Raw genomic sequence first — 21,696 nt, 5'->3', positions numbered from 1 at the left:
AAAATGATTATGAAAAAAATTAAACTAATATTATTAGGCACTTGTTTAACTTTATCATTTGCATGTAATCCAGAATTAGAGTCAGTAAATTATGATGAAATTAATCCTGATATTTTTCCTACCTCAGAGGCTGATATCCAATCATTGGTTTATGCAGCTTATTACCCTTTAAGAGGAGCTTATTCTGATGGTATCCATTCCACATCTGAAAAAGGTACTATGTTTGTTTTAGATGCAACTACTGAAATTCTTCAAGGTGATTTTGGAGTTCAACAACTAGCTACATTACATAGTTATACTGCGCAAAATAGTGGAGGCATAACCCGTTTTTATGATGATTTTTATAATAAAATAAGTAGCATGACATTGAGTATTGATAGAATTCAAAACTCTTCTGTTAATGAAAATTTAAAAATATCTGGAATAGCAGAGATAAAATGTGCAAGAGCACTGTTGTGTTATGAACTTTTTGACATGTATGGACCAATAGTAGTAGCACCATTAGAGGTATTAAAAAATCCTTTAAGTGAAGAACCTTTAGCTAGGTTAAGTAATGATGAAATGGTGCGTTTTATTGAAAAAGATTTATTAGATGCAGCTTCAGACTTGTTACCTCCATCAGAAGCTAAATACGGGAGATTTAGTCAGGGTATGGCTCGTATGTTATTAATTAGGCTGTATTTGCATGAAAAAAGATGGGCAGACGTAGAAAAACAGGCTAATTTAATAATGGCTATGAACCATTATGAGTTAGAGGATGATTATTTGAGCATGTTTGATGTGCAAGCACCTGTAGATAGTAATGAAATTATTTGGGCTATACCTGCAGATTATGCTGGTACCAGCGAAAATCAATGGCAGTTAATGGTGTTACCATCAAACTATCCAGGAAGAGCAGGTTGGGGAACAATACAAAGCTCTTGGAAATTTTATGATTCTTTTGAAGAGCAAGATATAAGAAAAACAAATCTTATAGCAGAGTATGTGGGTACAGATGGTGTTACCTATAATAGAAGTAACCCTGGTACTATTATGCAATACGGACCTATACCATTAAAAATTTCAGAAGATGCAGCCAGAAGTACAGCAATAACAACGGTAGATATTGTAATGTATAGGTATGCAGATGTTTTATTGTCTAAGGCAGAAGCTTTGGCTAATAAAAATAACACTCCTAGCCAACAGGCTATAGATTTAGTTAATATGGTTAGAAATAGAGCAGGTTTAGATGCAATTTTATTAGCAGATTATGCAGACATAGATACATTTAATAAAATGATTCTATTAGAAAGGTCTCATGAATATTGGTGTGAAAATGGCCAATACAGAGCAGATTTAATTAGACACGGTAAATACAGTGATTATAATATAGATTTAAATGGTGTTTCTAGTCAAACAGCTCCACATAAAGCTCTCTTTCCTTTTTCTCTAGATAAGGTAAGTGAGGGTAAAGGTGCTTTTTTACAAAACCCAGGTTACAATTAGTTCAGTTAGTTTAGTAGGTGAGGGTTGTTTATTTTGTAGATAAATAGGCAATCCTTATATCTAAATTAATTACACTTTAATACAACAACTAATTACACAGAATAATTAAGAAAATATAATGGACTCTAGACGAAATTTTATAAAAAAAAGTACAATTCTAGGAACAGGAATATCTCTTTTACCAGGATTGACTTTTGGAATTAATAATAATAATAAACATCATAACCTTAAAATAGGTATGATAGGCGTAGGCTTACGCGGCACTAACCATTTAGATAACCTTTTGTTAAGGGACGATATTACAATAACTGCAATATGTGATATTGACCCTAAAAGAATTGATATTGCAGTAAATAAAATTACAAGTAAAGGGCAAAAAAAGCCCTTAACGTTTGGTAAAGATGATTATGATTACAGAAACCTTTTAGATTTAAACAATGTAGATGCTGTAATTATTTCTACTCCGTGGTTGTGGCATACGCTTATGGCAAAAGATACAATGAGAGCTGGTAAATATACCGGTTTAGAGGTGTCTGCAGCCAACACAATGGAAGAATGTTGGGATCTTGTTAATACACATGAAGAAACCGGAACACATTTAATGATTTTAGAAAATGTTAATTACAGAAGAGACGTTATGGCTGTACTTAATATGGTAAAGCAAAACGTTTTTGGAGAACTATTACATTTTAGATGTGGTTATCAGCATGACTTAAGACATGTAAAATTTAATGATGGTAAAACACCCTACGGTAAAGGTGTAGAGTTTGGAGAAAAAGGAATATCAGAATCTGCATGGAGAACACAACACTCCTTATTAAGAAATGCAGATATTTACCCTACTCATGGTATTGGACCTGTGGCTGCAATGTGTGATATTAATAGAGGTAACAGGTTTATGACACTAACATCTACAGCTACTAAAGCAGTAGGGCTTCATAATTACATAGTAGAGAACGGAGGAAAACATCATCCAAATGCAAAATTAAATTTTAAACTGGGAGACGTAATAACATCTACCATAGAAACATCTAATGGAGAAAGCATAATTGTTACTCATGATACCAATTCACCAAGACCTTATTCCTTAGGTTTTAGAGTTCAGGGTGCAAATGGTTTATGGGAAGTAGATGGTAATAGAATTCATATAGATAAAATAACAGAGCCTCATAAATGGGATAAAGCAGATGAGTGGTTAAAAAAATATGACCACCCATTATGGAAAAAATTTGGCGATTTAGCTAATGGATCTGGACATGGAGGTATGGACTTTTTTGTAATTCATGCTTTTGTAGAAGCTGCTAAAAAAAATATAGCACCACCAATGGATGCTTATGATGCAGCTGCCTGGAGCGCCATAACACCTTTGTCAGAAGCATCTATAGAAAACAATGGTGAACCTCAAGATTTCCCTGACTTTACAAGAGGTAATTGGGTTAAAAGAAAACCATATAACTGGATAAAAAATACGTACTAATACCCTTTTAACTATTATAAAAAATAAAATGATGAAAAATAGAATTTTAGCGTTAACACTATTAATTATGGTTATTAGCTGTAGTAGTAGTTCTTCTGGTGATGATGAGGTAATTGCAGATGACACGTTAAGTGAAATAAAATATACAGAATCTTTAGAAGTAATTTCTAATCCAGAACGTGGATTTATGCATAGCTGGAGTGTTCTCTCTGAAGGAGATCCGTTAAGTTTAGTGACATTAAACAGTTTAAAAAATGAAAATGTTACTATTATTTTACGACTATACTATTTAGATGCTTTTAAAAATTCAGATTTAAGTGAAGTTCAGTTAAACCTGATTAAAACAGATTTTGAAAGGTTAAGGGAAGCAGGAATTAAATGTGTTTTACGTTTTGCATATAATAGTAATTCTGATGAAACTGATGCTCCATTAAATATAATAGAAAACCACTTAGATCAGCTTAAACCAATAGTGTCAGATAATGCAGATGTAATAGCTTTTGTACAAGCTGGTTTTATTGGCTCATGGGGAGAATGGGCTTTTTCAACAAATAACTTAACAACAACAGAAAGTAGAAAAGCTGTTGTAAACAAGCTGTTAGATGTATTTCCTAAAGAAGTAAAAATACAATTAAGAACACCAAAATATAAGCAAGAAGTTTTTGATTATACCAATGCTATAGATGAAACCGTTGGGTACGGTACAACAGACATAGCCCGTGTGGGTTTTCATAACGATTGTTTTTTAGCTAGTGTAGATGATTACGGTACTTATCAGAATGTAACTATTGAAAAAAGTTATATTAGTGATGAAGCAAGTTTTGTGCCTACTGGCGGAGAAACTTGTCCGCCTAGCGGAATACCAACAGCTAGTTGTGCTACAGCAGAGGAGGAAATGACTTTGTTAAAATGGACATATTTAAACTTAGATTGGTATGGCCCAGTGCTTAATGTCTGGAGAAATAATAGCTGCTTTGTAGATTTTCAAAAAAAGTTAGGATACAGACTTGTTTTAAAATCTGCAGAATTACAAAAAAAAGTAACTGCTAGCAGTAATTTTAATTTAAATGCAGTGATAAGTAATGTTGGGTATGCTCCAGTTTATAATCAGAAAAATACTTTTTTAGTACTTAAAGCTACAGATGGAACCTTGTATAAAAAGGCATTAAATTTTGATGTTAGAAAGGTGTTACCTAATGTAGATTTACAATTAAATGAGTCTGTTGCATTAACAGGAATTCCAGCAGGAAAATATGACTTGTTTTTAAAAATTGAAGACCAAAGCAGTAAATTGGCAGACAGGCCAGAATACGCAATACAACTAGCAAATATTGATACTTGGAACGCATTAGAAGGTTTAAATAAGCTTTCTCACACACTAACCATTAACTAAAATCAAAATTTAATCTTTAACTATAATGATTATGAAAAAAATAATTTTCTTACTAAGCACCTTTTCTGTTTTTCTCATTTTGAGCTGCGGATCAGATGACACTGACACTAATTCTGATAATGGTAATGTTGTTGCAGATTTTTCATTTTCTAATGACGATAATTTATTTTCATTTACAAACCTTTCTGAAGGTGCAACTACCTATAGATGGGATTTTGGAGATTTAAGTTTTTACTGTGACAAGGAGAACCCTACTTATAGGTATGTTAATATAGGAGGGGAGATAAAGGTAACATTAACCGCAATTAATGATTTAGGACAAGAGGCTGCTGTAACAAAAATAATTACAGCTCCAGAAGTTCTTGATGTAGATATAGCAATTGATGGTGATTTTACAGATTGGGAATCTATAGAATATTTATATCAAGAACCAACAGCAGCATCCATGCAAAAAATAAAAGTATGGGGAAAAGGAGATAACGTAAATGTTTACTTAGAAGGCAATTCTACTATGCAAATGGAGCTAGTTAATATATTTATAAGTACAGACGGAGACGCATCTAGCGGTTTTTTAAGCTGGCAGTGGCCAGAGGGCTCTGGAGCAGAACTATTGTTTGAAGGTCCTTTGCTTAGTAATTCTTGGGGGTCTTTTTTTCAACATACAGATCCTAATGGAGGTTGGGGTTGGTCTGCTTTAGCTGGTTCTGGAGAAAACCTTACTTCATCTGGTGTTATTAGTGTAGATAATGATACAAACGCTATAGAATTTAGTATTCCAAAAACTCAGTTTGGCTCTATAGGTAGTACCATAAGCTTTGCTTTTACAGAGTTAACTATTGGTTGGGCTGCCGTTGGTACTTTTCCTAACGTAACAGGCACTAGTAAATTTGTTAGTTATGAGGTTCCTATTGAGTCTACAGGACTTTGTGAGTAAAAATAATACAAACTAATATTTTCCCCATAAAAAATAAAAGGCTAGTCTAAAATTTATCAATTTTTAAAATATTTAGACAGCTTTATTACACATAAGTTTAATAATTTTTTAGGTGGATAATTTAAATAAACAAAATAAGAGGTTATTATCAATAGATGCGTTAAGAGGTTTTGATATGCTTATGATTATTTTTGCAGATCACTTTTTTGAAAACTTACATAACGCTTCGCAAACTAATTTTTCTGGTTTTTTAGCTACTCAATTTAAGCATCCAAAATGGTTTGGTTTTCATTTTTATGACATTATTATGCCTTTATTCCTATTTTTAGTAGGAGTGGTAATTCCTTTTTCTTTAGAAAAACGAAAAAAAGAAATTGATAATAAATTAAAGCTTTACCCGCACATAATTAAACGCTTTTTTATTTTATTTATACTAGGCTGGGTTGTACAGGGAAATTTACTACACTTTAGTATTAATGAGTTTAAAATTTTTAGTAATACATTACAAGCCATTGCAGTTGGCTATTTATTTGCTTGTATATTTTATATTCATTTAAGTAAAATAAATAGATATATAGCTTTTGCAACGTTTCTCATTATATATATATTGTTGCTAGAGCTTGCACCTGTACCAGGTATAGGGATTAGTGAGTTATTACCAGATAAAAATATTGCTATTTATGTAGACAATATAGTTTTTGGTAGGTTTGATGATGGTTACCAGTACACTTGGCTGTTAAGTAGTTTAGGGTTTACAGCAACTACACTTTCGGGTTTATTTATAGGAGAAATACTAAAATCAAACTTATCTCCCAAAAAAACAGCATTACATATTTTTTTATTAGGGTTAGCATTTATTACAATAGGTTTGTTTTTAAATATATTTCATCCTAGTGTTAAAAAGTTGTGGAACAGTACATTTGTTTTATTATCATCAGGGTTATGTATGCTTTTGTACAATATATTTTATTTAGTTATAGATGTAAAAGGTATTGTAAAATGGAGTCTTCCTTTAAAAATTATAGGAGTTAATGCAATTACAGCTTATGTTCTGTCTCACGTATTAAATTTTCCAAAAATTTCAGAAGATATTTTATTTGGTCTAGAACAGTTTTTTGGAGCATATTACAATGCATTAACATCATTTGGAGGGTTTTGTATTATGTATCTTTTATTATGGTATATGTATAAAAATAAAACTTATATAAAAATATAATTTTTAACAAATTGTAGCTCGTTATGTATTATAATTTGCCAGACTAGGTTTAACTATTAATTTTATTTTAATCATATTTTTTATTTACTATCCAAACATATAATTCTATTTTTCCTAATGTTTTTAGTACTTAAGAACCTAGTCTTGTAAGATTTTTAGTCTGTTAATATTGTTTTTTTTAATCAAAATTTATAATAATATTAATATTTTTTTAAAAAATGTTATCGAGAACACTAAATATTTTTATATATTTGCTTTAAAATGTGCTCGAACACATTTTTAAATTAAAACTGATAATTAGATTTTTAACAAATAGAATGCACTTAAAAATAGATAACCACAATTATAAAAAATAACTAAAAACTACTATTACTACTATGAAAACAATTTTGAACTACTTAAAAACAGTTTTAACCAAAAAAGAGCCCAGTCTAAATTATAGACTTAGAAGCTTAATTTTGTTTACATTTCTTTTATGTATTACACAAATAGAAACAAGTGTAGCGCAAACAAGACCAACAACCTTGTATGTAGATGCAAGTTATACAGGAACCACTGCATCAAATGGTTCTGAAACGTATCCATTTAAAACAATAAGAGCTGCGTTAGACTACAGAGGTAATGTGTTAGGTATTGCTAATATGGTTTCTGATGAGCAAATTATAGTTAAGCCTGGTACGTATTACCCAACAGAAGCTACAAGAATATTTATAACATCTGCCAATGGTGGTAAAGGTAGTAATTGGTTTACATTACAAGCCCAAGGAGAGGTAATTATAAATGGTAGAGACCTTTACAGTGTTAAGTTTGCTTCATTAATAGCAGTAACATCTGGAGCTAAAAGTGTAAGAGTACAGGGGTTTAAACTAGAAAATATGCGCTGTAATGAGAGTTTAAAAACTATAAAAAATGATACAATTATAAAGGATTCTAAGTTTGGTATACAGTTGGCAAATACATCTGAAAAAATAGAAATAGTAGGTAATGAAATTTATGATTTTTCATGGACTCCAAATGTAGATCCTTTAATTAATAGAGTAAATTTTAATGAATCAGAAAAAGCAATATTAAAATCTGCAACTGGAAGTGATAATTGTGGGCCAATTAATGTAACCGGTACAAGTACTACTGCTATTAAGGGTGTGGTTATAAAAAATAATTATATACACCATGTTATACCAGGTTGGACAGAGGGTATACAGGTTAATGGTAATGTTGATGGGTTTAAAATAATAAACAATACAATTACAGAAGTACAAAATATAGGAATTGTTGCGGCTGGTAGGTACGAATGGGTTATGGATATTACTGGGGCTACTTTACTAGAAAAGTACAATTATGCACGTAATGGTCTTATAAAAAATAACAAAGTAACTAGCTGTAGGTCTCCTATTGCCACTGCTGCTGGTATTTATTGTGATGGTTCTAAATACGTTACAATAGAAAATAATATAGTTTCAGATGGGCAAGTTGGTTTTTCTATTGGGAATGAGACTAAAAATACCAACTCTGGTGGCCATACGCTTAAAAATAATATTGCTTATGATAACTCTTACGTAGGTTTTATATTGGGAGTGCCAGAAGGTAAGGAAGAAGCTTATGTAGACAGTATAAAAGTAATAGGAAATACTTCTTATAGAAATGGTAGTACTAATGATACATACCTTGATGTATTAACAGGAGCTGAATTAATTATAGCTAGAAATGTAAGAAACTTAACTGTTAAAAATAACATTTTTTATGCTGTTGATCATAAAAGTTTAGTAGTAGTAGCAAAACCTTCAGATGCTAATGTACCCTATTTAAGTACTATAGATTTTGACTATAATATTTATTACACAGATACAGAAGGTACTCATAATGGTTACTTTGACTGGTCTAATGCTGGTGGTGATGGATATGGAAATTTTGCTTATTACCAACAACAAAAACCAAATTTAGACCAAAACTCACAGTTTGTAGATCCTAAATTTGTGAATACTTCAAGTCCAAATGTAGACTTTAACTTGTTACCTACATCTGGAGCTATAGATGCTGGAGACCCTTTATATACAGTAGCTGAAGATGAAGTAGACTATTTGGGTAATGAAAGAATATTTAATGATATAGTAGATGCCGGCGCTATAGAATACGGAGCTAGTATTGGAGACCAATCTGCAGCGATAGATGGTGTAAATAGTGCTAGTGAAAACTACATAGCATTACAAACTGGCGTAAACCAAGGAGTATGGTCTAGTATATATGCTTATGATGATGAAAACTTTGTGTACGTATATGCAGAGTACTCAGGTAGTTTACCAGAATATTCAATTTTTGTAAATACAAATTCTAGTACTGGTTTTAAAGAAACTTGGGTAGAAAAAACAAATTACTATGTAGACGGAAGCTTAAACCTTTTAAACACTTACAATGAAAACGGTAACGCAGCTTGGCCTTTTGCAGCAGATAATAGTGTTATGAATGTTAGATGTGTTAAAACAGCAACAACTATAGAAGGGCGTATACCTAAATATGCATTAGGCATTGGTAATACCGGTACCATAGGTTTAGGTATTATAGGTTATACTGATAATTGGCCAACATCTGTAGGGTCTATTCCTTTACAAAATAACGGAATGGTGTATTTAACTTTAAACGGAGGATCTGGTGCAGGAACTTTAGCTGTAGATGGTTATAAAAGCCCAGTAGAGGATTATCAACCATTAATTACAGGTGTTACTGGCAGTTCTTTTAGTAGTATTTACGGTTATGCAGATGATAATTATATTTATTTATACGCAGATATTGATGCACAAGAGCTAGATGAGTACAACGTTTTTATAAATACTAACGGAGCAACTGGTCACCCTTATATGTGGACAGATAAAACCGATTATTTTATAGATGCAAATTACAATGTATTGCACCAATACAATGGTGCAAGTACAGGGTGGCCTTTTAGCAATGTAATTAACTCAGAGGGTATAGAGTTTGTAATGACCCCAACAAGTATAGAAGGTAAAATACTTAAGTCTCAGTTAGGTTTAGGAAACTCTGGTACTATAGGTATAGGTTTAGAAGGGCATACTAAAAATTGGGGTAATAGTTTAGGTGCTGTACCTGCAAATGGTAATAGTATGGTTTACTTATCATTAGGTACTTCTACAGCTAACAAAGCTACTACGGCTAGTAAAGTTATTGCAGTAAGCAAAGTAAAAGAAGAAGTAGATGTTACTAACTTAGACTTAATAGTTTATCCCAACCCTGCAATAAATGAAATTTCTATTAATTACTCAGTAGAAATTGCAGGAGAAGTATCTGTACAACTAGTAGGTATGGATGGAGCTGTATATTTTTCAAAAAATACATATGTAAAAACTGGTAACCATACAGAGGTTGTTCCTGTAGAAAGTTTATTAAGAGGTATGGTAATACTAAAAGTTAAAACACCACACAATACAACCACAAAAAAAATTATTCTAAAATAAATTAATACACGGGCTTGTATTGCAAAAATAATGCAAGCTCTTTTCTAATTAAAATTTAAAAATTATGAAGAAAATATTGCTTGTAGGATTAATTGCTGCGCTATTTAATATTGTTTGTTTAATAAGACTATTGTTGCTACCATAGTCTAACAATAAAAGGCTAATTACAATAATTAGTTGTTTGTAGAGTATTTCTTATTAAAGATCTAGTAAAAGGAAATTACACGTAAGTATTTTTCTTAAAGTTAACTAAGCCAAATAACCATATAGAGTAACCAAAAAAATAATGGAGCTTATAAAAAAACATAAAAGAGCTCTTTTTAACTTTAAATTGAAAATAAAAATTATGAAAAAATTATTATTTGTAGTGTTAATTGCTAGTGCTTTTGCCGTTAGTTGTGATGGTAAGTATGACGAATTTTTTGATGATATTGAAGAAAACGTAGACGAAGAAGTAATTGATGTCACCGTAGATAATTTAGGTGGTGTAGATGAAATTACTAAAGTGCAACCAATGACAGGAATAGTACTTTGGGATGATAATAATAATAATAACAAAGGGGTAAATAGCTTAGAATATTCATATATGAATTATGATGATATTGTATCTCAAAAAGGAGTTTATGATTGGACAGCTGTTGAAAATAAATTAAATGATATAGCATCTAGAAATCATCAAGCAATTTTAAGATTTAGAATTTCATATCCAGGTTTTGAGACAACTGTACCACAGTATATTAAAAATAGTAATGGATATGAAGAAATAGAGGCTAAAGCAGAAAAAAAGGATACTTGGTACCCAGATTGGAGAAGCCAAGAGTTAAAAGACTTTATTTTAGAATTTTATGAAAAATTTGCTGAGAAGTATGATGAAGATAACAGATTGGCATTTATACAAGTAGGTTTTGGGCATTATGCAGAATATCATAATTATGACGGTCTTATTGATTTGGGAAGAACTTTTCCTAGTAAATCATTTCAAACAACATTTTTAAATAAGTTAAATGATGAGTTTTACAACCTACATTGGTCACTTTCTATTGATGCAGGAGACTCTGAATACAGTCCGTTTAGTGAAAATACATCTTTATTAAATTTACCTTTTGGTGTTTTTGATGATTCTTTTATGCACAAGAAGCACGGTGACTATAATACAGATATGCATAACTTTTTTGGAAGAGATAGATTTGAAAATTCACCTATAGGAGGAGAGTTTAGTTATTATACTGATTATGAACAAAGAAACGTGCTTTCGCCTAATGGCCCACACGAAGAGTCTTTTGAGTCTTTTGCAGCGCGTTTTCATATTACATATATGATAGGTAATGACCAGTTTCAATATCAAAGCAAAAACAGAATTAAAGAAGCAAGTTTAGCTACTGGTTATAAGTTTGAGGTAACAAAATTTGTTAAAGTAGACGGTAAATCAATTTTAACAGTAAAAAATAATGGTATAGCTCCAATTTATTATGATGCTTACTTATCTATAGCAGGTCATGATTCTAACGAATCACTTAAATCATTAATGCCAGGAGAAGAAAGTGTATTTACTATTGATCATGACGGTGATGAAGAGCTAGAAATCTATTGTCCAAGGTTATTAGATGGCCAAGTAATAGACTTTGTTAATTCGTACTAAATTTTAGTCTTATTGCCTTCAGAAATATTAGTTTTTTTGAGTGTTAAATATGTTAAGATTGCAACAATGCCAGGTAATATGTGTTTAAGTTAAAACGTTGGAGTTAGTATTAATACTATTTGGGGAATAGTCATTAAACATCATAACTTTGTATTACTTAATTAGTATAACTGTTTGGCAATAAGCTAAAAAACAAAACCAGTAAATTTATTTACTGGTTTTTTTATGCTTAAATTTTAACCATCTTTTTATTTTCTTAGTGTTAATAATAGTTTTAAATGAGTTAAACTCCTGTTTAAAATTATAAGACTTTTGTTGCTCTATGACCTAGATACTTTTTTCAATAGGCCTAGTTGCATATTAAATCACCTTAAACACTAACAAATGGCTATAATAGGAAACATAATTAAAGGAATTATCCATGCTTCAGATATTATCTCTACAAGTAATAATGTAGTAGAAGAACAAAAAGCAGTACTTAAAAGTTTATTAAGTACAGCAGAAAATACAAAATTTGGAAAGCATTATAAGTTTGGTCATATATTAAACTCAGGTAATATAGAGAAAGAGTTTAAAAATATAGTACCCTTCTCAGACTATGACCAAATAACTACTAATTGGTGGCAAAATGTACAAAAAGGAGAAGAAAATATTACTTGGCCTAATAGTCCAGATTATTTTGCTTTAAGTTCTGGTACAACAGGAAAAACTAGCAAGCGTATACCTGTTACAGATGATATGGTTAAAGCCATACGTAATGCTGGTATACAACAAGTTTTGGCACTTAAAAACTTTGATTTACCTGCAGATTTTTTTGAAAAAGAAATTATGATGCTGGGTAGTTCTACAGATTTAGAAGAATATAACAACGCATTAGAAGGTGAAATTAGTGGAATAAGCGCTAGTAATATTCCGTTTTGGTTTCAAAACTATTACAAGCCAGGAAAAGAGATTGCTCAAATTGCAGATTGGGATACACGTGTACAACGTATAGCAGAGAAAGCATCAGACTGGGATATAGGAGCCTTAAGTGGTATACCGTCTTGGATGGAGCTTATGTTAAAAAAAGTAATAGACTACAACGGACTAAAAAACATACATGAAATATGGCCTAACCTACAAGTGTACACCTCTGGTGGTGTAGCTTTTGGACCGTATGAAAAAAGCTTTAATGCGCTATTAGGAAAGCCAATAACAGTTATAGATACTTATTTGGCATCTGAAGGTTTTATTGCTTTTCAGCAAAGACCAGAAACCGATGCCATGAAATTGGTTACAGATAACGGAATTTATTTTGAGTTTGTTCCTTTTAATCCAGATTATATTAAGCCAGATGGTTCTTTAGTGCAAAATGCTCCTTCACTTACAATAGCAGAGGTAAAGCTAAATCAAGATTATGTTTTAATATTAAGTAGTGTTGCTGGTGCTTGGCGTTACCTTATAGGAGACACTATAGAGTTTACAGATATAGAACGTGCAGAAATTAAAATTACAGGTAGAACAAAGTTTTTTTTAAACACTGTAGGTTCGCAATTATCTGTAAATAAGTTAAATGATGCTGTGCAACATTTAGAAAAACAATTTAATATAGAAATACAAGAATATACATTATGTGCCAACCGTATTAACGATGATTTTTACCATTGTTGGTATTTAGGCACAGAATCTAATATTAATAACACAGAGTTAGCACAAGAATTAGATCGTTTTTTAACAGAAGCAAATAAAAATTATAAGGTTGCTAGGTCTAAAGCTCTAGAGGGTGTTAAAGTAACTACGGTTATGCCTTCTGTTTTTCATGAGTGGAGTGGAAGTAATAAAAAGAAAGGCGGACAAGTAAAAATGGAAAGGGTAATGGGGCAAGAGCGTTTTGCAGAGTGGGAAGACTTTGTGATAAATAACTCTTAAATGAATTAGAAAAAAAGAAGCAATTAATTATTGCTTCTTTTTTTCTAATTCATTTACTAATACCATTATTTCTTCAGGAGATAAATAGTACTTTTTAATTCGTGCTTTATAGTCTTCATCAATCTCTGCGTTGTTTAAAATAAACTTTTTGGTTTTTAAAATATAGTTAGCCATACCAGAGTTTACTGCATAAGAATCTGCTGCGCGCTCAGCTTCTTTTATATAATTGTCAGACAAAGAGTATTTTATACCAAACCACATTAAATTTAAACTACTACGGTTTTGGTAATCTAAAATATGACCAAGTTCATGACCTAACCAGCCAATTAATATGTCGCTGTCTACATCTGTAGTTTTAAATTCTTTACCAGATATTTTAAATTTTTCACTTATTAAAACTAAATACTTTCTCTTTTTTTTAGATCGTAAAAGACTACCAAATACAGGTTGTGCCTGCATTGTAGATTTTTTAATGTTGTTTTTAAATCTAAATTCTATTTCTGTATTTTTTAATTGTGGGTAATAGGATAAAGCAATTAAGGCTTCTTTTTTAATAATTTGCGGAGTAATATGTTGTGCGTTTATGTATTGTACACTCATAAATAATGCTATATAAATTATAAATTTCATTGTTTGTTACTGTATCTAATTTTTATAATAATGGACTAAAAAACTTGGCTACACCTTCAAAAAGTTTGTGCCATAGCGGTCTGTTTTTAAATTTGTTGTACTTAAGTTTAGTGTCTTGTTTACAAATTGTATTAAAATCTGCTTGTATTTTTTTGGTTATTGCGCTATCATATATAATGGCGTTGGTTTCAAAATTGTGCTCAAAGCTTCGGTAATCAAAATTACCAGAGCCTATAGATGTTATTTCTCCATCTATTAATATCATTTTACTATGAGAAAAATCTGGTCTTAAAAAAACATTTACACCAACTTCTAAAAGTTCTTCTAACCTAGAGAACATACTGTATTTTGCTACCAGTGAGTCTGACACTTTTGGGATTAAAATATTTATAGTTACACCACTTAAAGCCGCAATTTTTAAAGCTTGTAGTACAGATGTGCTTGGTATAAAGTATGGGTTAGCAATGCAAATACATTTTTCGGCAATATTTATCATCTCTATATATTGCTGCATAATGGCAGGTTGCTTAGAGTCTGGACCAGCTGCTACTATTTGAGCAGTATGTTGCCCTTTAACCTCATTTTTAGAAATATATTTTTTATGTAATAGAACTTCATCATTACTAGCAAAATAAAAATCTTTTATAAATACCCTGTGTAAACTGTTTACTACTGGGCCTTCTAGTTTTATGTGTATATCTTTCCAAATGCCAACATTAGAAATTGGTTTTATATACTTGTCTGTTACATTTACACCACCTGTAAAGCCCACATTACCATCTATTATAATTATTTTTCTGTGGTTTCTATAATTTAAGCTAAATAATAAGCTGCCAAATTCTATAGGCATCATTGGGTAGGCTTTTACACCTATATCTTTAAACCTTTTTATTGTTTTATTTCTATAGGAGTAGCTTCCAAATGCATCGTAAATTAGGCGAACTTCTACGCCAGCGTTAACTTTCTCTTTTAAAATTGAATAAAATTGCTCTGTTAATTCACCTTTAGAAAAAATATAATATTGTAAATGAATATATTTTTCAGCCTTTTTTAATGCATCAAAAATACTATCAAAAGTTTCTTTGCCATTGTTAAGTACTGTAATGTTGTTGTTACTGTATGCTTTTAAAAGAGTACTAGTTTCAATAAGTTTAGATAGTTTCTTTTTCTTTGGCGAGTTAAAATCTACAGTGTTATCTAACTTATGAATTTCTCTGTATTTTTTCTCAAAATGCTTTTTTTTATCTTCTTGTTTCTTTCTAAAGAATTTAAATTTTCTTCGGTTTACACCAAACATATAATATAGTAACGGACCAGCAAATGGTAATAGTAGCACTGCTAAAAACCAGCTTAAAGATTTTGTTGGTCTGTTGCCATGAAATATAATACTACTTATACTCCTTAGTGTTACCACTGCATATAATATCCATAAAAAAGTATTCATAGTTGTTTTGTGTTTGTAGTATACAATATAGGTAACATCTTTTTTTTAATTGTTAAGACCTTTGTTTAGAGCTAAAAATTGGTTTGATTAGGTTAATTATTTTATGAGTTTTAGTGATATTTACTCATTATTAGTTAGTTATGTTTATTTTGTTGTTTTGCTATGTAGATAGATTTGTTACTTTTTTTAGAGCTAATTTCTAAATTAATAGAGATAATCTAGGCTTGTACTTAGCCTTACCTTTATACTATAATCATAAAAAAATATAAAATGGAAACAGTAGAAACAGCTATAGGAATTAAAAAAGACAATAGAAAAGCGGTAGTAAATATGCTAAAGCAGTTACTTGCAGATGAGTATGTAATGTATACAAAATACAGAAATGCACACTGGAATGTAGAAGGGATAGATTTTCATAGCAAGCACGTATTTTTTGAAGAGGAATATGGTAAATTAGAAAATACTATTGATGAAGTAGCAGAACGTATACGTATGTTAGGGTTTTATTCTCCTGGTAGTATGCAACAATTTATAGAGTTGTCTGAGTTAAAAGAAAACGGACCAGACCAAAATGATAGTGCTAGCTTTATGAAAGTTCTTTTAGACGATCACCAAACAATAATTAAATTTATTAGAGAGAGCATAGGCGAAAATGCAGAAGCACATAATGATGAAGGTACAGCAGATTTTATTACGGCAATAATGCAAATGCATGAGCAAATGGCTTGGATGTTACGTTCATCTTTAAAAAGTTTTAAATAGAATAACTATTTAAATAAAAAGGCGGTAAGGTTTTAATCTTACCGCCTTTTTTTATGCACTATTTTTATGTTACTATTTAAAATTATAGTTGTAAAAAACAATGCTTTTAATAGTGTATGTTGCTTTAAAATAGCGTGTGTAGTTAGTTGTTGTTTGTGTATACGTTAAGCAATAATCACCTAAAACTCTTTACAAGTTATTTTTAGATATTGATTACGTTTTAAACGTAAAAAAATCCGCTTAATAAGCGGATTTTTAATATTGTATTTATATTTAATATTTATGCAGTAAGTGCTGCAGAATATTGATTTTCTTGGTAGTATTTAGGACTACAGTTGTATTTTTCTTTAAATATCTTAGAAAAATAACTTCTACTAGTTAATCCTACTGTATATACAATTTCAGAAATATTAAGATCTGTAGTTTTTAGTAAGTTTTCTGCCTTTTCTACACGTGTATTTCTAATAAAGTCAGATACTGTACGGTTGTGTAACAGTTTAAAACCTTCTTGTAGTTTAGCAGGAGACATACCAGCCTTGTTACTTAAATAAACTAGTGTATACTTAATTTCTGGGTAATTTTTTATAAAGCTAGATAATTCGTTAACGGTATCCATTTCACTTCTAGTTAAAGAACCAAAGTTTGTAGCACCATTCTTTTTATCTTGGTTGTGTTGTTCTATTTCTAAAGCTAAAACGGTGTGTACAATACCCTTGATAAGTAATTGTCTAACAATTCCTTTTTGTTTTATAGCTTCTAATTGCTGCATTTTTTCAGCAATTTTTAGGTTGTAAGATCCAACATAAGCAAAAATCTCTTTTTCCTTAGATGGCATAAATGTTTTTAAAAGTTGAGTTTGTAATAAGTCATCTGCCTCATCATCTTTATTTTCTGAGTATGTATTAATACTAATATTAGAAAATGTTACAGATTGTCCTTTTCTAAAGAAAAAACAAGCGTCTTTACTAGGGTCACTTGCAAAAATTCCTGTTTGAAATTGGTTTAATGACCTTTGCTTACCGTCTTGTCCAAAACTGTGACTCATTTGCCCCTCTGCACAGTATAAAAAGTAAATAGGGTTAGTAATAGGAGTGTTTCTAATAATAACAGTGTCTTGTGCAAATATTAAATTATACTCTATAAAAGATATATTTTTATTTACAGATACTCCTTTAATTTCTCCCTTCCCAAAATCATTATCTAATTCTAAAGAATACTCTTTGTGAGTATACTCTAAACGGCCGCCTAGATCTTCTTTAAATTGATTAAAGTCTTGTTCTATATTGTTTGTTCTAAGATTTATAACTTTCATAATGCTTCTTGTTTAGGGATTCTTAATTATTTTTCTTGCAAAACCTTTATAATAAAAAGGATAGTTGCTACTACTAAAAATATATGTGCTATGTAACCTAACGCGTAGATAAAAAAGGCTAAAGCCCAAATTATTATTAAAATTACTGCCAACGGTATTAATAGCTTTTTCATATTATTTTTTTTGATCATTGTTTTATTAAATACTAATAAGGAAATTCCTTATTCTTTATTTAAGCTTTCTAGACCATCTGTAGTTGTATCTGTATCATTAGATATTTGCTTTTCTTTATTAGTTCGTAGAGATTCTTTAACCCAGCTACGTCCAACTCTAGAATTTGTAATGCATGCTTGTTTTATATGTATCATAGCGTTGTTGTTTTGTTTGGTGCAAAGTTGGTGAAGAGACCGTCTTTTTTTGTTATACAATTTTAGCTTTATGTTATATAATTATTAGAAAAGCCCTGTTTTTGGCCCTTATGGCATTAAATTTTAATCCTTTTAAGCTGTTTTAAATGTTTTGTTGGTATTTTTTTTAATTTTATAAAACATTCCTAAAACAACTTATTTACATAAAAGCCATTAACTATGTTAGAGATTTTTTCTAGTGCAGATGCTTGGATAGCATTAATAACCCTAACCTTTTTAGAAATAATATTAGGTATAGATAATATTGTGTTTATTTCTATAGCTGCCGGTAAGTTGCCAAAAGAGCAGCAAAAAAAAGCAACTAACTTAGGTTTGTTACTGGCTATGGTACAACGTATCCTTTTATTATTAGGAGTATCTTTTTTAGTAGGATTAAAAAAGCCGTTTTATACTATTACAACTTCTTGGTTAGAAGTAGGCATAAGTTGGCAGGCACTTATTTTATTTTTTGGCGGACTTTTTCTTCTATATAAAAGTACATCAGAAATTCATGAAAAACTAGATGAACCAGGAGAAGAGGAAGAAGAATTAAAAGCAAAAAAAATAACCACATTGCCCAAAGCAATTGTACAAATTGTAATTATAGATTTTATTTTTTCTATAGACTCTATATTAACAGCTGTAGGAATGACAAATGGTATTGGTACACATGCAAACCACTCATTAATACTAATGATTATAGCCGTTGTAATATCTATAACTATAATGATGGCTTTTGCTAATACAATAAGAGAATTTATAAGTAAGCACCCATCTATGCAGTTACTTGCTTTATCATTTTTAATATTAATTGGGTTTATGCTTATAACAGAGGCAGCTCACTTATCTGGCACAGTATTTTTTGGACAAACTATTGGCGCTATACCAAAAGGCTATCTGTATTTTGCTATAGCATTTTCTTTATTAGTAGAATTTTTAAATATGAAACTCAAGAAAAAATCATCAAAAAAATAAATTAAGCTGGTAAGTACACGCTAAATGTAGAGCCCTCACCAGGTTTACTTTTAGCAATAATATGTCCTCTGTGGTTTACTATTATTTTTTTACAAATAGCCAACCCTATACCAGTACCAGAGTATTGTTCTTTTTGGTGTAAGCGCTCAAAAAGACCAAATATTTTTTTTGCGTTTTCTTGGTCAAAACCAATACCGTTATCTTTTATAGTTAAGCGGTAGTAGTTTTTTCTTCTTTTATTAAAGGTATCGGTAATTTCTGTTCGTGTAAGTTTTTTGCATTCAATAGTAATTTTAGGAGTTTCTGTTGTAGATCTATATTTAATGGCATTATTAACCAAATTATTAAATAGTTGCTCCATTTGAAAAGGTATGGCCTTTATGGTAGGTAAATTATCAATTGTAATATTTACACCAGATTCTTCAATTAACTCTTCTAAATCACCTAAAACTTTTTCAATAGTATCATTTAAAGAAATTTTCACAAAATCTTTTTTTGTTCTGTTTATTCTAGAGTAGGCAAGTAGGTATTTAATTAAAGTTTGCATTCTGTTAGCAGAGCTATCAATCTTATTAAAATACATTTTTCCCCTGTCTGATAGTTTTTCTATTTCACCTTCAGAGAGTCTAGAGATAAACATTTGTATTTTGCGCATAGGCTCTTGTAAGTCATGACTAGCCACGCGGTTAAAAGATTCTAATTCTGCGTTAGAACGTTTTAGTTCTTCATTTTTTGCTTTTAATTTTTCTTCAGTTTTAACACTATCTGTAATATCTTGTACCACACCAACAGATGCATCTCTACCATCTTTAACAACTTTTTGCCCGTTGATGTAAATATGCTTAAAAGCACCAGATTTTGTTATAACACGGTAAGTATGTATGGTAGATGTACCATTTTCTACTGTTTCTTTGCCTAATTGGTCGTATAGTTTTAAGTCATCTGGGTGTATAAAACTACGGTAACTATCAAAAGTAACTTCAAATTCTTTAGGCTCATATCCTAAAATACGATAAAAATTGTCTGATATTACAGCAGTACCAGAGTCTAAATACCAAACGTAACTGCCAATATCTGCAACCTCTTCTGCATCTTTAAAAATAGAATTTTGTATTTCTAACTCGGCATTAAGTATATTTAGTTTTTCTGCCCTAATTTTTTCTAACGTAATATCTCTAGACGTAACAGTAACACCGTCATTAAGTTTAATGGCTGTTGCATTTAACCAAATAGTTTTACCATTTTTTTCTATATGAGTTTCATACTCTATTTGCTGTTCTTTTTCTATGCAATTAACCATTTTTTCAAAAACACCATTTTTAAAAATATCTGGATAAATTTCAGAAGCTTTCTTATATTTTAATTCTGAAGGAATATTATTTTTAATACTCTCGTTTTGAGAGTCATTAATAAACAAAATTTCAAAATCTATTATTTTGTTTGAAGCATCTCTGATAGATTTAAAGTGGGTTACAATATTAGACGTACTTTTAAAAACATTACTTAAAAATGCACGATTATCTAGTAATAATAAATTCTGAGATTCTAGTTTATCTTTTGCAGCAGTTAAGTTTTTCTTTATAATATGTTCATCTGTAATATCAGCAGCAGTAACTAAAACACCATCATTTAATTTTACAACACTACTTTTAAACCTGTAGTCAGTTTTATTAAACTCATAGTTTCTTTTAAATTTTTGCATTTTCCCGGTTTCGTAACATGTAACCAAATGTTCAAAAACGCCATTTTTAAATTGCATAGGTAATATGTTAGACAGTAATTTGCCTTTCATTTCCTTTACCTTAGTACCTAATATATTTTCTATGTTATGATTAATGTAAACAATTTTAAAATCTATTATCTTTTCTGATGAGTTTTTTACAGGAGTGTAATAACTAACTATGTTTTCTGTGTTTTTTAAAACACTTTTTAAAAAAGCAGTTGTTGTATCATTTTTTTTGCGCTGCTTATTTATTTGCCAAAAAGATATTATAAAAATAAGTATAGCAGACATTCCTAAAAAAAGAGTAGTAATAGGATTTAAACGTCTGGAGGTTGTTAGTTGGTCTCGTTGTTCTTGCAAATACAGTTCTTCATGACTAAGCATATTTTTTTTTATACCTTCAATTTTAGCCATAAGCACAGATACATTTTGTAACAAAGCACTATCGTTTACTTTTTCTTTTTTTGTATCTGTTTTGTAAGCATTAAACTCGTCTATAGCTTCATAAAACTTAAATTGTATGGTAGCAAGTTCATTTAATCTTTTTTGCTGTTCTGGTTTATCTTTAATTAAAAAACTAAGTTTACTAAAGGTTTCTCTGGCACTGTCTTTGTACTTTTTTAATAAAATAGTATGGTTTACTTTATTAAAAAGCTTGTTTTTAAGTACTTGAGATTGCATTAAAGCATACTCAGAAAACAAGGTGTTAATTTCACTCTCTACACGTAAAGTATATACAACTAATTCTGCTGTTTTCTCTTGTTCTCTTATTTGTTTGTAACTATTACTGCCCAAAAAAGCAAGTAAGGCAATAGCAATAATTAGTAGAATTATAAATATTTTGTAAGACTTAACCACGTTCTATGTTTTAATTAAAATAACAGACTCGCTAATGTACCAAAACAATTTTTTATAAAAAGTTCT

General features: G+C 30.3%; 16 protein-coding genes. 10 read left to right on the top strand and 6 right to left on the bottom strand.

The window, feature by feature from the left end:
- Positions 1 to 9: 9 nt before the first annotated feature.
- The 8 genes from AX016_RS15045 to AX016_RS15010 all read left to right on the top strand — a co-directional run bounded on the left by AX016_RS15045 (position 10) and on the right by AX016_RS15010 (position 13,519).
- Positions 10 to 1,485 carry a RagB/SusD family nutrient uptake outer membrane protein gene (locus tag AX016_RS15045; RefSeq protein ID WP_198519444.1) on the top strand — a complete coding sequence of 492 codons (1,476 nt, stop codon included), beginning with the start codon at positions 10 to 12 and terminating at the stop codon, positions 1,483 to 1,485.
- Positions 1,486 to 1,603: 118 nt separating this feature from the next.
- Positions 1,604 to 2,962, top strand: coding sequence for a Gfo/Idh/MocA family protein (locus AX016_RS15040; RefSeq protein ID WP_100896398.1), 1,359 nt, complete (start codon positions 1,604 to 1,606; stop codon positions 2,960 to 2,962).
- Between the two features lie 31 nt (positions 2,963 to 2,993).
- Positions 2,994 to 4,355, top strand: a complete 1,362-nt coding sequence (locus tag AX016_RS15035; protein ID WP_198519443.1) for a DUF4832 domain-containing protein — start codon at positions 2,994 to 2,996, stop codon at positions 4,353 to 4,355.
- Positions 4,356 to 4,386: 31 nt separating this feature from the next.
- The gene (locus AX016_RS15030; protein ID WP_157811141.1) at positions 4,387 to 5,289 is read left to right on the top strand and encodes a PKD domain-containing protein; all 903 of its coding nucleotides are present in this window, start codon (positions 4,387 to 4,389) and stop codon (positions 5,287 to 5,289) included.
- Positions 5,290 to 5,401: 112 nt separating this feature from the next.
- The gene (locus AX016_RS15025) at positions 5,402 to 6,505 is read left to right on the top strand and encodes an acyltransferase family protein (protein WP_100896395.1); all 1,104 of its coding nucleotides are present in this window, start codon (positions 5,402 to 5,404) and stop codon (positions 6,503 to 6,505) included.
- 377 nt (positions 6,506 to 6,882) lie between these two features.
- Positions 6,883 to 9,972, top strand: a complete 3,090-nt coding sequence (locus AX016_RS15020; RefSeq protein ID WP_100896394.1) for a right-handed parallel beta-helix repeat-containing protein — start codon at positions 6,883 to 6,885, stop codon at positions 9,970 to 9,972.
- A gap of 346 nt (positions 9,973 to 10,318) precedes the next feature.
- The gene (locus AX016_RS15015; RefSeq protein WP_157811140.1) at positions 10,319 to 11,611 is read left to right on the top strand and encodes a DUF4832 domain-containing protein; all 1,293 of its coding nucleotides are present in this window, start codon (positions 10,319 to 10,321) and stop codon (positions 11,609 to 11,611) included.
- 384 nt (positions 11,612 to 11,995) lie between these two features.
- Positions 11,996 to 13,519 (top strand): GH3 family domain-containing protein, encoded by a 1,524-nt coding sequence (locus AX016_RS15010; protein WP_100896392.1) that lies wholly within the window; start codon positions 11,996 to 11,998, stop codon positions 13,517 to 13,519.
- A 27-nt stretch (positions 13,520 to 13,546) separates the two neighbouring features.
- Here the strand turns inward: AX016_RS15010 and AX016_RS15005 are convergent, their stop codons facing one another.
- Together AX016_RS15005 and cls are read right to left on the bottom strand one after the other, a co-directional pair.
- On the bottom strand, positions 13,547 to 14,149 hold the full coding sequence (locus AX016_RS15005) for a hypothetical protein (protein ID WP_100896391.1): 603 nt from the start codon (positions 14,147 to 14,149) through the stop codon (positions 13,547 to 13,549).
- A 22-nt stretch (positions 14,150 to 14,171) separates the two neighbouring features.
- The gene (gene cls, locus AX016_RS15000; protein WP_100896390.1) at positions 14,172 to 15,593 is read right to left on the bottom strand and encodes a cardiolipin synthase; all 1,422 of its coding nucleotides are present in this window, start codon (positions 15,591 to 15,593) and stop codon (positions 14,172 to 14,174) included.
- Between the two features lie 270 nt (positions 15,594 to 15,863).
- On the opposite strand from cls, the gene AX016_RS14995 reads away from it, so the two are divergent.
- Positions 15,864 to 16,355: a Dps family protein gene (locus AX016_RS14995; RefSeq protein WP_100896389.1), complete on the top strand. Its 492-nt coding sequence runs from the start codon at positions 15,864 to 15,866 to the stop codon at positions 16,353 to 16,355.
- A gap of 280 nt (positions 16,356 to 16,635) precedes the next feature.
- On the opposite strand, the gene AX016_RS14990 is transcribed toward AX016_RS14995, so the two are convergent.
- The 3 genes from AX016_RS14990 to AX016_RS17230 are packed head-to-tail and all read right to left on the bottom strand — an operon-like array spanning position 16,636 to position 18,035.
- Positions 16,636 to 17,667, bottom strand: coding sequence for a helix-turn-helix domain-containing protein (locus tag AX016_RS14990; RefSeq protein WP_100896388.1), 1,032 nt, complete (start codon positions 17,665 to 17,667; stop codon positions 16,636 to 16,638).
- Positions 17,668 to 17,693: 26 nt separating this feature from the next.
- Positions 17,694 to 17,840 carry a lmo0937 family membrane protein gene (locus tag AX016_RS17235; RefSeq protein WP_157811139.1) on the bottom strand — a complete coding sequence of 49 codons (147 nt, stop codon included), beginning with the start codon at positions 17,838 to 17,840 and terminating at the stop codon, positions 17,694 to 17,696.
- Positions 17,841 to 17,888: 48 nt separating this feature from the next.
- The gene (locus AX016_RS17230) at positions 17,889 to 18,035 is read right to left on the bottom strand and encodes a hypothetical protein (RefSeq protein ID WP_157811138.1); all 147 of its coding nucleotides are present in this window, start codon (positions 18,033 to 18,035) and stop codon (positions 17,889 to 17,891) included.
- A gap of 219 nt (positions 18,036 to 18,254) precedes the next feature.
- Between AX016_RS17230 and AX016_RS14985 the strand changes: the two genes are divergently transcribed.
- The gene (locus AX016_RS14985) at positions 18,255 to 19,049 is read left to right on the top strand and encodes a TerC family protein (RefSeq protein WP_100896387.1); all 795 of its coding nucleotides are present in this window, start codon (positions 18,255 to 18,257) and stop codon (positions 19,047 to 19,049) included.
- Between the two features lies 1 nt (position 19,050).
- Here AX016_RS14985 and AX016_RS14980 read toward each other — a convergent pair whose 3' ends face one another.
- Entirely contained in the window at positions 19,051 to 21,630 is a 2,580-nt protein-coding gene (locus tag AX016_RS14980; RefSeq protein WP_100896386.1) for a PAS domain-containing sensor histidine kinase, read from the bottom strand.
- Positions 21,631 to 21,696 lie beyond the last annotated feature (66 nt).

This window comes from Cellulophaga sp. RHA19, assembly GCF_002813425.1.
Taxonomy (GTDB): Bacteria; Bacteroidota; Bacteroidia; order Flavobacteriales; family Flavobacteriaceae; genus Cellulophaga.
This window is presented reverse-complemented; position numbering and strand designations above follow the sequence as displayed.